Raw genomic sequence first — 10558 nt, forward strand, 5'->3', positions numbered from 1 at the left:
GATGGCATTCAAACCCCGAGAGCCCGGGGAATTCCCCTCACTCGGCTGGGAATGCCTCGCCTGGATTGAAGAAAACCTCGCCCAGCCAGACTGCGCCGAATACCAACCTCTAGTACTCACGCCTGAACAAGCTCGCTTTATTCTTCGCTACTACAAACTCGACCCTGAGACTGGGCAGCGTGTCTATACACGCGGCATTCTCTCCCGCCCCAAAGGCTGGGGTAAGTCACCAATCATGGGAGCTATTGGCGCCCTAGAAGCACTAGGACCAGTGTGCTTCGGCGGGTGGGACGCATCAGGGCAGCCTGTGGGGGTTCCATGGTCTGAATTCACCACACCGAAAGTACAGTTTGCCGCGGTCAACGAGGACCAATCCAAGAATGCCTATGGACCACTGCTAGAGATGCTGCGAGACGGCCCAGCTATGCGAAACTACGACATTGACCCAATGGAGACGTTTGTCGCTCTCCCCAAAGGCCGCATCGAATTCATTACCGCGGGAGCATTGTCAAAAGAAGGCGGCAGGCCTGTATGGTTTTCTGCCGACCAGACCGAAGCGTGGACCCAGAGCAACGGTGGCGTGAAGCTAGCTGCAGTGCTACGTCGCAACACAGGCAAGCTAGGCGGTCATTCTATCGAGACTCCTAACGCCTATAGACCAGGCAGTGGTTCGGTTGCTGAGGAAACGTTTAAGGCCCTCGAACTGCAAAAGCAGGGGCGACTTAAGCGAGAGACGATTCTGGTGGACCACCGTGAAGCGCCAGAGGATACGGACTTAGCTGACCATGATTCCCTTTACCACGGACTGGTTCATGCTTATGGCGATTCCGCTAGAGATAATGGTGGCTGGGTGGATATTGAGCGCATCATTACCGAGATTTGGGACCCGTCGACTGACCCTTCTGATGCGCGACAGTTCTACCTCAATCAGATTGTCTCTTCGTCCGATTCCTTCCTCTCCCACCTCGAGGTAGATGCCATTGAGGACAGGGATAAGGCTATCCAGCCAGGCGACAAGATTGTATTGGGCTTTGACGGCTCAAGAGGCCGTGTGCGTGGTAACGCGGATGCGACCGCGCTGATTGGCATGCGTGTGACAGATGGGCATTTGTTCGAGATTGCGGTGTGGCAGTCGAAGACGCCCCGCGACCCGGTCTGGGAACCGGACACACGCCAGGTTGATGCCGTCGTGCGTGACTGCTTTTCTCGTTACCGTGTCGTGGGCATGTACTGCGACCCGTCCGGCTGGACGGAGCATGTTTCCGCGTGGGAAGCGGAATTCGCCCCGAAGCTTAAGGTGCGGGCCACCTCGTCGCATCCGTTGATGGCGTGGCCGAGGGGCAAAAGTGCCGCGGTATACCAATCGCTAAGCGAGTTTAGGCAGGCAGTAGTCAACCGCGACATTACTTACGACGGCGGACCGTACCTGCGCGCACATCTTTTGAACGCGAAGCGCAGGGAGACACGTACTGGATATTTGCTTTATAAGTCGTCTCCAGAGTCTGCTGATAAAATTGACGCAGCGTATGCCGCAGTCATGGCCTATAAGTGCTACTTGGATGCTGTCTCGCACGGGGTGACGAAAAAGAAGAAAAAGAGGGGGTCGTTCATTTTATGATTCGGGGGCTAACGCAAAATGAAGAAGATATTCTAAGTGTATTAACAACTGAGGTCACAGGACACCGGCAGGGTAATAAGCAGCTGGCGTCATACTATGACGGGACGCATCGAGTGCAGCGCATTGGCGTTGCGGTGCCGAACTCATTGTCGGATATTGGGGTTGTTTCCGGATGGCCGGCAACTGTGGTAGATACCTACGGTGATTTGCTACGCATGGATGGGTTCATATCACCGGACTATGGCGAGGAGATGCGGCTAGTCACGCGTCGGTTTAATGTTCCGCTTCGAGTGTCTGAAGCCATTTTGGACATGCTGATTTTCGGCCTGGGCCTATTAGCTGTAGAGCCCGACCCGCACGGCGTATTCCGCTTGCGGTCAGTATCGCCTTTGTCTGGCTCACTATTGTGGGATGACGCCACCAACGGTCCAGTGGCCGGGTATCGCCGCTCGGGAGTTAATTCGGAGGGCGTGTACCGCGAGGTGCTCTACCTGCAGGGCGAGGTCATTGTCATTTCCAAAGACTCAACCGACGTGGGTACGGTGCGCTCAGTGGAGCGATTCGACGTTCCTGGCGGCGGATTCCCTATGTTCCGGCTGCGCAATCGCCTGCGCACATCGCACTGGTCGGGTCAGTCAGAAATCACCCCGGCCGTGCGGTATCTGACAGATGCAGCTGCCCGCACGTTAGAGAACATGGAGTATAACTCTGAGTTTTATGCCTCCCCACAGCGATGGGCTACCGGCGCCTCACCTGAGGATTTCGGCTACGACCCAGAGGGCATGACGGAGTTCGACCGCGTAGAGATGGGCTGGCGGACTTCTATCGGCAAGATGCTTGTCCTCAACGGCGATGAGGACGACCCCAAGCAGCCCAGCGTCGGACAATTCGCATCGTCTCCTCCTACCCCATTTATCGAGCAGGTACGCGCCTACTCTCAGTTGATTGCTTCTGAGTCAAAGATTCCGGCCCAGTATTTTGGTTTCATGACGGAAAATCCGCCCTCGGGTGACTCGATTCGCGTGTGGAAAGAGCAATTGATTCGCGCATCAGAGATTAAGACGGAGTTGATGAATCCAGACCTGTTGGAGCTGGCTCGCGTACTCGTGCAGCTTTCCGACTTCGACAATGACGTCGATGTTGAAAGCCTCGTCGACGGGCTCGAAGTGGATTGGCGCGACCCCGCCACCGAGTCCAAGGCCGCCGACGCCGACTGGGCGCTAAAGCTGCTTACTTCCGGTGTGCTCGCCCCCGATTCCGAGGTACTACTGAAAAACCTGCACTTTTCAGCCGCCGACCGGCTCCAAATCGAGCAGGAAAACCGCAGTAAACGCCTCTCCCAGTTGGCAAAGGTACTCCAAGCTTCGACACCACAAGACCAAGAAAATACCGAATCGTCACACCAAACCCCCGACCGGGTGGCACCGTCACCGCGTGAAAACGCCAGCGACGACGCCAAGGAGGCACGCTAGATGAACGCGGTAGACCCACAACGCCCTTGGGCTTCAATCACACCCGTCGTTGATTCCATAGCTCGCCAAGCCGTTACGGACCTCAATTCACGCGCCCTCATCATCCCGGACATCACCGCCGACCCCTACCGCCAGAAAGAACTTCTTCGGCAAATGGTGCGCGAAGCCATCGACTCCTACGGCACAGCCGTTTCTGATGCCACGATGGCGTGGCTAGAAGAACAAGAAGACTACATGGAGATGCGGCCGGTGGAATGGAAGCCACGCCGGGTGGATTCCGAGCAGGTTGAGGCTCGAATGGCGAAGGATTTCGCACCGTTATTCTTTGAAGAGCAAGGTTATAATCGCACGTTGAATTCGATGGGGTTCATCGTCGCTGATGAGTTGTATTCCAGGCAGCGTAAAAACACTGAGCATACGGCGTGGAAAGGCGGTGGGTCGTGGGCTCGTGTTGCTCATCCTGGGGCGTGTGCGTTTTGTACGTTGTTGGCGTCTCGAGGGTTTGATTATTCGTCTCAGTCGACTGCTGGTGGTGGGTATTCGGGGGCGCATTTTCATGACCATTGCCGGTGCCTTGTGATTTGCCGTAAGCGCGGCCATGTTGAGCTTCCAGAATCGACGATTAGAGCGCAAAAGATTTATAAGAAGGCTCAAGAAGAAGTTGATAGCACGGACCCCGATGTGTTGTTGCAGGCGATGCGTCAGGTGGGTGACCTTAGGAAATGAACAGGTGTGCTATTCTTTGGGGTGGTTACGGTTTGTATCCGGAAGGGATGAATGAGGCCGTAGTCCACAAACTGAACATTTAGGGGGACGCTGTGTCGCACGAGGACGCAAACGCTGACAATTCCGAAAAGGAAACCACCAGCGGGGATACTGCAACCAACGCCGCAAAGGCGGAAACCGAAACCGCATCAACTGACTACCGTAAAAAGTACGAGGACATGCGGGCCCACTCTCGCACGTGGGAAAACCGGGCAGAAAAATCGCTAGCAGACGTTGAGCAGCTTACCGCGGACAAAGAGAAACTCGAATCCACGATTAAAGACCTTCAGGCTGAGCTTTCGACGGCCCATAGTCAGGTTGAAGATGCTCAGCATAATCGGGATTTAATTATCCACATCGCGGGGCTCGGCGGCGACGTAGAGCAACTATTCGATTCGAAAAGCTTCTGCGCAGCCATTGATAAGCTCGACGCTGACGATGACGATTTTGAATCCACGCTTAAAGACCTCATCGGCAAGCACTCCCCCGCCGCCCCTGCATCGTCGCGGCTTACCTGGGAATCACCGAATCAGGGTATTTCTCGGGGTGAGGAGCTGTGGCAGAGGCGTAAGAAGCGCCAGGGGGCGTAGTCCGCATTCATCACATCATCGGGGGATATTATGCACTTTCGGCCAGAATTTGACCGTTACTCTCCCAGCGACCTGTCGTGGCTGGGCTCTCGCCACGCAGTAGACAACGCCGAAACCGGCACGCTGGGCGAAAAGACTACCCATATTCGCACGTCCGTCCTACCCTCTGGCACCGCCTTGCACCGCGAAGGCGACTACTGGGTGCCAGTCACGTCCAAGACTCAGTCCGTGGACGGGTTCCTGCTGACGGACCAGGACAATAACCCAGGCGAGGTTGTGCCGATTGTCTGGCACGGCCGTGTTCGCGTTGACCGCCTTCCGGATTCCAACAATCGCGTGAACATCGCAGAATGCGACCACGCAGAATTCACGTTCGTGCACGAACCGCACGGTTCTTTGTGGAATGAGGATGGCTCCACCAACTTCGATGCCATCGGCGACGTACGGGAGGATTAATCATGGGTTCGACGCAAATTTGGAACGAGGTCCTCTCACCTGAGGACCTGACTATCTACGCAAACCACTATCTAAACGACCTGCAGGCCGCCGGTGGCTCCCTGTCTGCTTACTTCCCAGACCAGCTAATTAACGACGTGTTCTTCAGCTGGATGACCGAGCAAGACACCGGACGCCTGGCTGAGGTGCGCTCTGCAGACGCTGAGACGCCGATTGGCTCCATGGGCGGCGGCCAGAAGGCCATGATGCAGATGCCTCTGATTGGTCAGAAGGTCCGCATCAACGAGATGGACCAGCTGCGCAGCTTCCACCAGGGTGATTCCCGCTTCCAGGAAGACGACATGACCAAGGCCACCGAGACGGTCGTCCGCGCAGTCGCCAACCGCGTCGAGGTAGCCCGCGGTGACGTTCTCACCACCGGCCGTGTCCGCTATTCGGAAAACGGCGCCATCGTTGACGCCGGCATTGGCCGCGATGAGGAATTCGAGGTCACCCCGAAGAAGCACTGGGATGACCAGGATTCCGGCGCCCTGGAAGACATCATCTCGTGGGCTATGGCTTATGAGGACGCCAACGGCACCAAGCCGGGCACGATTATTGCTTCGCCGAAGGTCATCCAGAAGCTGCAGACGAATAAGCAGTTCCGCGATGCGGCGAATACCACCGGCGAGTTGGCTCGTGTCTCCTCTGGCGCTATTAATGCTGTACTGCAGGACCAGGGGCTTCCGGGGATTACGTCGTATTCTCGTTCCGTGCGTGATGGTAAGGCTGCGCGCCGGATTCTGGATGAGAATACGTTGTACTTCCTGCCGCCGGAGACTCAGTCTGGTCTGCTGGGCTATACGGTGTGGGGTCAGACGGTGGAGATGAATTCTCCGGAGTACAACCTGTCTGGCGCTGGTCAGATTGCGGTCGGTGCTTGGCGTGAGAACGACCCGATGGCGTATTGGGTTCGTGCTAACTGTGCTGTGCAGCCGATTCTGACGAATCCGAATATGGCCATGGTTGCTCACGTGGTTAAGCCTGGTCCTGCGAAGAAGGCTGGCCGTAGCGCTAAGTAGTCCAGTTTGGGGGTTCACGTGGACACATATTGCACGATTCTTGACGTTACTGACCGTTTGACTATTGAGCCGGATGAGGACGATAAGAGCCTTATTGTGGCAATGGTTGATGAGGCGACGGTCGCTATTGATGCTTATTTGGGTAAGCATTTTGATGAGTCAGTTCCGGCGGCGGTTCGTGTGGTGTGTGCCCGTGTGGCTGCCCGCGCTGTCTCTCGTGGCTTGTCGTCTGCTCCTGTGGGTGCTGAGTCTCAGTCGTTTACTGCTGGCCCGTTTTCGACGAGTCAGAATTTTGGGTCGAATTCGAATGCTGGCGGTGTGTTCTTGACGGCTGAGGATAAGCGGATGTTGCGCTCGGTTGGGGGTGGTCGTCGTGGCGCGTTCACGGTCTCACTCTACTGAGTCGGGGTACCCACTCCCCTACCTTGTGCAGGTTCGCCGTCGTGAGGATTCGGGGGAGGATTCTTTAGGTAATCCGGTAACCAGATGGGGTGGTCCTCAGGTTGTGCGGGTTGCTGGTTGGTCTATTAGCGATTCCCCGGAAACTGGCCCGGATGATAAGGATGTTCGGCGTGTGGATTGGGCTGGCTCGTTGTTTGCGCTTCCAGGTGATGTGCATGCTGGTGATTTAGTTCATCTCGGTGGTGTTGATTTCTTGATTGCCGATGGTGGCCATGATTTCACGCATGGGCCGTGGTGGGACCCGGATTTGGCGGAGTATAAGCTGCGTATTTTTGAGGGGGTTGAGCGTGGCTGACAGCTTTAAGTTCAAGATGAATCACCAGTTTTTTAATCGTGTGCTCAAGGAATCATCGGAGACTAAGCATCTAGTTGATGGCAAGGCCGAGGAGTTCCGTTCGAAGGTTGGCGACCATTATGTCGTGAAGCCTGCTGAGCAAGGCCGTGGCCGCTGGCGTGCGTTGATTGTGCCTACGCCCGGTGATTGGGAGGCCTACGGGCATGAGAAGAAGCATAATGCGTTGCAAAAGGCTGTAGGCGCCTACCCGGTCGCGTCGAAGTCTCCGAAGAAGGGAGCATAGCTAATGCGGCATCCTTCTGCGATTGTTGTCTCTTGCCTGAAGCGGTGGCTTAAAGGTTCCGAGTTCGACGGGGTGTATGTGGCGACCAAGGTCCCGGATGAGCTTGACGGGCCCATGGTTCAGGTTGATGCGGCGGCCCCTGACCGGGAAACGCCGGTGACTGACCGTACTCGCATCATACTTTTGGCCTACGGCACCGATGATGAGTACTGCGTGGACCTTCTGTCCGCCTGCCTGGAGGGCATGGAGGTTTCCTACCGTGCTGAGGGGGATATTTTGGATTGGGATACTGATACCGACCCGTATATTTTCCCTGACCCGGATAGGCCTTCTGCTATTCGTTGGCAGGGCGCGGGCACCTTGTGGACGGCGTTAAGTTAAGTATTTTTCATGTATAATTTGTGGTGACTGCCCTGCTTGGGGTGGTTACTCGGGGTAAATTTTTTTGGGGGAATTCGCATGTCACGTATGCGACAAAATATTGTTGTCGGCGCGCCCGAGGTCAAAAGCGGCGGCGCCGCATGGATTGGCATGGCGGGCATCAACCCGCTGCAGACGCCACACTCTGCCTCTATCAGGGTGGCTTCACTGCCGGCAGTCAACAAGTTCAGCCCCGCTGGCTACATCAGCGAGGACGGACTAACAAAGACTGTCGACCGTGATACCGAAAAGGTTGTGGACTGGAATGGTGACACCATGGCAGTGTTGCAGTCCAACCACTCGGTGCAAATCAAGTGCAAGTTCCACGAGATTGTCAATTCTCACGTGGCTACCGCCGTGATGGGCGAAGGAAACTTCCGTTCCCGTCATGATGGACGAGCAGTCCAGATGATTGACAACGCGACGGAAACGCCCTACCGCTCATTCATCTTCGACATTCACGGCGGCGAAGACCTGAAGGGACGCTTGTTCATCCCGAATGGTCGCGTCACCGAGCTCGACGACCAGGTGTTCTCGCGAGGCGAGGTCGTAGGCTTCGACGCCACGATTGAATGCTTCCCGGATGAAAAGGGAAACAACCTCTACACCTACATTGACCGCCGCAACGTCAAGAAGGATGATGATGACCGCTTCCCAGATGATGGGCTGCCGGTTGTATCCCTGGCAGAAATTGAAGACATTGTGCGCAATGCTCTGAATAATCTGCCTATCTCGCCGGACTTGGTTGCGGGGTTGTTCTACTCGCTCATTGACGGCAAGGGTGGGTTGGACCTTGAGTTCATCGACAAGCTCGCGAAGCACCTTGCTCCGCTTAACGGTGTCGACGATTTGCTGCAGCTGTTGTCTGACCTGGTGGAGGGTAAGGATGCGGCCACGTTGATTAAGGACGTGGAGGCATTGCCGTTTACTCCGCTGAATCGTCATAATCGTTGGGCTCAGGCGGTTGTTGACCTGCTCACCGGTGCTGGTGGGCGGCAAACGATTGATGACCTGACCGGCGGCATCATCTAAACACCAAACATTTTCGGGGAATTGTAAACACTATTTTTGGGGGTAAATTTCATGGCTGATAAGGATAGCCTGCTTTCTCAAATCACTAACTCCATCCGCGACCTGCAGCAGCAGGGCGGCGTGGAAAAGGACACCGCTGATTCTCTCACCGGAATGTTCTCCAACTTCAACGGCATCATCGACAAGATTTCCGAGTCCATCCCACAGCAGGTCTCCATGCTGGGCCGCACCGTCAAGGACGCCAAGACCCTCGCCGATGACCTCAAGCAGATTCTCGGCGGCCCACTGGTATTCCCAGGCACCGGCGTCCCCTCTGCCATTAAGGGCATCGAAGACGCCAAGACTCGCCTGCATGACCTCGTGGCTGAGCAGTTCGGCGATGCTGAAGCTCTCCCAGACAAGGCCGCAGAGCGTGTAAAGGAACTCGCAGACCACGCCGGCACGGTCGGCTCCGCTGTGGACGAGTTCGTTGGTTCTTCCTACGCAAAGAAGCTCTTCGACGGCATCACCCCGGGCGATGGCTTCCCGGAACTGGTCGGCAAGTTTGATGCCCTCCCTGAGGCTGACCGCAAGAAGCTCACGGACTTGGTCACCGGCATTGGTTCCTCCGCCCAGCCAATCGGTGCTGCCCTCGTGGACATTCTGCGCGCATTCAACGAGGACAACAAGGAGGAAAAGTAATGGAATACAAGTACACTGACCGCGATAACTTCGGTGAATTCAACCCCACTCACCTCGTGGACCGTCTCGAGTCTGCCGGGGTTATCCCGCACGAAATGGCAGACGCACTCTCCCAGGCTTCTAGCGCACTGCTGAACCTGGGTGACGATACTCGCGGCGAGGTTGAAAAGGCTGTTTCTACCCTGGTGGGTGAGGCTGAAAGCGGCCAGGAAGTCCTGGATACTCTCAAGGCGAATATTGATACCGCTATTCATGAGCCGGACCCGCTGAAGAAGGCTGCCGATTTTAAGTCTGCGGCTGATGAGCTCGTTGATGGGCTTGAGGGTCAGCTGAAGGATCTGGGGTTGGAGAAGGTTTCTGACCTTTCTGATATTCGTTCTACTGTTCGTGATTTTGCTGAGGCGTTGGATACGCTGAACGCTTCTGCCCCGATTGCACAGGTGGTCAAGAAGCTACCTGGTGGTGCACTGCCTGGCCATGTTCTGGAGGCTTTGGCTGAGCTGCGACAGGATGAGCTTGATGAGCTGGCGAAGCACTTTGACGCTGTCACTGAGCGTGGCGGCAAGCTTATCGGCGAGTTGGCTTCCTTGGGTGCTGATGAGGCTGTGCGTAAGGCTGTGAAGGCTGCTGAGGGGCTGTCTCCTTTGCTGGCTGTGGCTTTGGCTGCGGGCTCTGTTGTTGCCCAGGGTGCTGAGGCGGTCAAGGGCATTGTTGATTTGGGCGTGGCCTTAAAGGCTGCTGTGGTCAAGGGCTTGTTTACCGCGGGTAAGGGTCTTTTGGCTGCTCCGGTTATCGCGCAGTTTAAGGCGGCGAAGAAGCTTCCGTTTATTGTTGTTGCGCTGCAGATGTTTAATCATCATGAGGTGCGTCAGGCGCTGCTGCATGTCTTTAACGAGGTGCTTATTAATTCGCTGACGGCGTTTAATACCAAGGCTGTGGTGAAGGCTGTTCGTGCCGCGGTGGACTTCCTTGTTCTGTCTACCCCGATTCGCGTTGTGGTTCGTGGCAATAACCTGTTGAAGATTCTCAATGGGCTGAACATTGGTCGTATCCTATTCAATGTGTTCTTGCTGTCTCGCGTGCCTCAGCTGGGTCATCTGCCGGTTCGTGGCTTGGGTCTGCGTGGCGTGGAGACTTTGGCCGCTGGCTTGTTTGCTAACTGGCGCGTGCTGAAGACTGTACTGGCTCCGCTTGCGCTGAAGCCGGGCGTTCTTATCGGTGATGCGGTGGCATTGATTGTGGTCGCGTATCTGGTTGTGGGTGCGTTGACTGTTTAATCAGATTCAGTCGAGTAGGGGCTGAGGGTGTACTCCCTCGGCCCCTATTCTTGTGCGTTGGTCGACTGCCGGGGCTCGGGATGGTCGATACTGTGTTTTATACTGGGGTTGTATTGTGACGCTATTTTGGGGGTTTTATGCGTAAT

General features: G+C 55.9%; 13 protein-coding genes. All 13 read left to right on the plus strand.

Annotated features, from left to right (window positions below):
• Position 1 precedes the first annotated feature (1 nt).
• Positions 2–1618: a hypothetical protein gene (locus MHX65_RS09050; protein ID WP_239269774.1), complete on the plus strand. Its 1617-nt coding sequence runs from the start codon at positions 2–4 to the stop codon at positions 1616–1618.
• A complete protein-coding gene (locus MHX65_RS09055) occupies positions 1615–3090 on the plus strand; it encodes a phage portal protein (protein WP_239269776.1) in 1476 nt (491 codons plus the stop codon). Before MHX65_RS09050 ends, MHX65_RS09055 begins: the two co-directional genes overlap by 4 nt.
• Positions 3091–3816 carry a VG15 protein gene (locus tag MHX65_RS09060; protein WP_239269777.1) on the plus strand — a complete coding sequence of 242 codons (726 nt, stop codon included), beginning with the start codon at positions 3091–3093 and terminating at the stop codon, positions 3814–3816.
• Positions 3817–3908: 92 nt separating this feature from the next.
• Positions 3909–4445, plus strand: coding sequence for a hypothetical protein (locus tag MHX65_RS09065; protein ID WP_239269778.1), 537 nt, complete (start codon positions 3909–3911; stop codon positions 4443–4445).
• Positions 4446–4475: 30 nt separating this feature from the next.
• Entirely contained in the window at positions 4476–4901 is a 426-nt protein-coding gene (locus MHX65_RS09070) for a hypothetical protein (RefSeq protein ID WP_239269780.1), read from the plus strand.
• 2 nt (positions 4902–4903) lie between these two features.
• Positions 4904–5962: a major capsid protein gene (locus MHX65_RS09075; protein ID WP_239269781.1), complete on the plus strand. Its 1059-nt coding sequence runs from the start codon at positions 4904–4906 to the stop codon at positions 5960–5962.
• An 18-nt stretch (positions 5963–5980) separates the two neighbouring features.
• Positions 5981–6364 carry a phage head-tail connector protein gene (locus MHX65_RS11675; protein WP_441303175.1) on the plus strand — a complete coding sequence of 128 codons (384 nt, stop codon included), beginning with the start codon at positions 5981–5983 and terminating at the stop codon, positions 6362–6364.
• 172 nt (positions 6365–6536) lie between these two features.
• Positions 6537–6719, plus strand: coding sequence for a hypothetical protein (locus tag MHX65_RS09080; protein WP_239269782.1), 183 nt, complete (start codon positions 6537–6539; stop codon positions 6717–6719).
• Positions 6712–7002 carry a hypothetical protein gene (locus tag MHX65_RS09085; RefSeq protein ID WP_239269783.1) on the plus strand — a complete coding sequence of 97 codons (291 nt, stop codon included), beginning with the start codon at positions 6712–6714 and terminating at the stop codon, positions 7000–7002. Before MHX65_RS09080 ends, MHX65_RS09085 begins: the two co-directional genes overlap by 8 nt.
• 3 nt (positions 7003–7005) lie before the next feature.
• Complete coding sequence (locus MHX65_RS09090; RefSeq protein WP_239269784.1) at positions 7006–7383, plus strand: hypothetical protein; 378 nt, start codon at positions 7006–7008, stop codon at positions 7381–7383.
• 78 nt (positions 7384–7461) lie between these two features.
• The gene (locus MHX65_RS09095) at positions 7462–8454 is read left to right on the plus strand and encodes a hypothetical protein (protein ID WP_239269785.1); all 993 of its coding nucleotides are present in this window, start codon (positions 7462–7464) and stop codon (positions 8452–8454) included.
• Positions 8455–8505: 51 nt separating this feature from the next.
• Positions 8506–9135, plus strand: a complete 630-nt coding sequence (locus tag MHX65_RS09100) for a hypothetical protein (RefSeq protein WP_239269786.1) — start codon at positions 8506–8508, stop codon at positions 9133–9135.
• Entirely contained in the window at positions 9135–10412 is a 1278-nt protein-coding gene (locus tag MHX65_RS09105; protein ID WP_239269787.1) for a hypothetical protein, read from the plus strand. The genes MHX65_RS09100 and MHX65_RS09105 overlap by 1 nt, the downstream gene beginning before the upstream one ends.
• Positions 10413–10558 lie beyond the last annotated feature (146 nt).

Source organism: Corynebacterium sp. ACRPS (assembly GCF_022346005.1).
Classification (GTDB): domain Bacteria; phylum Actinomycetota; class Actinomycetes; order Mycobacteriales; family Mycobacteriaceae; genus Corynebacterium.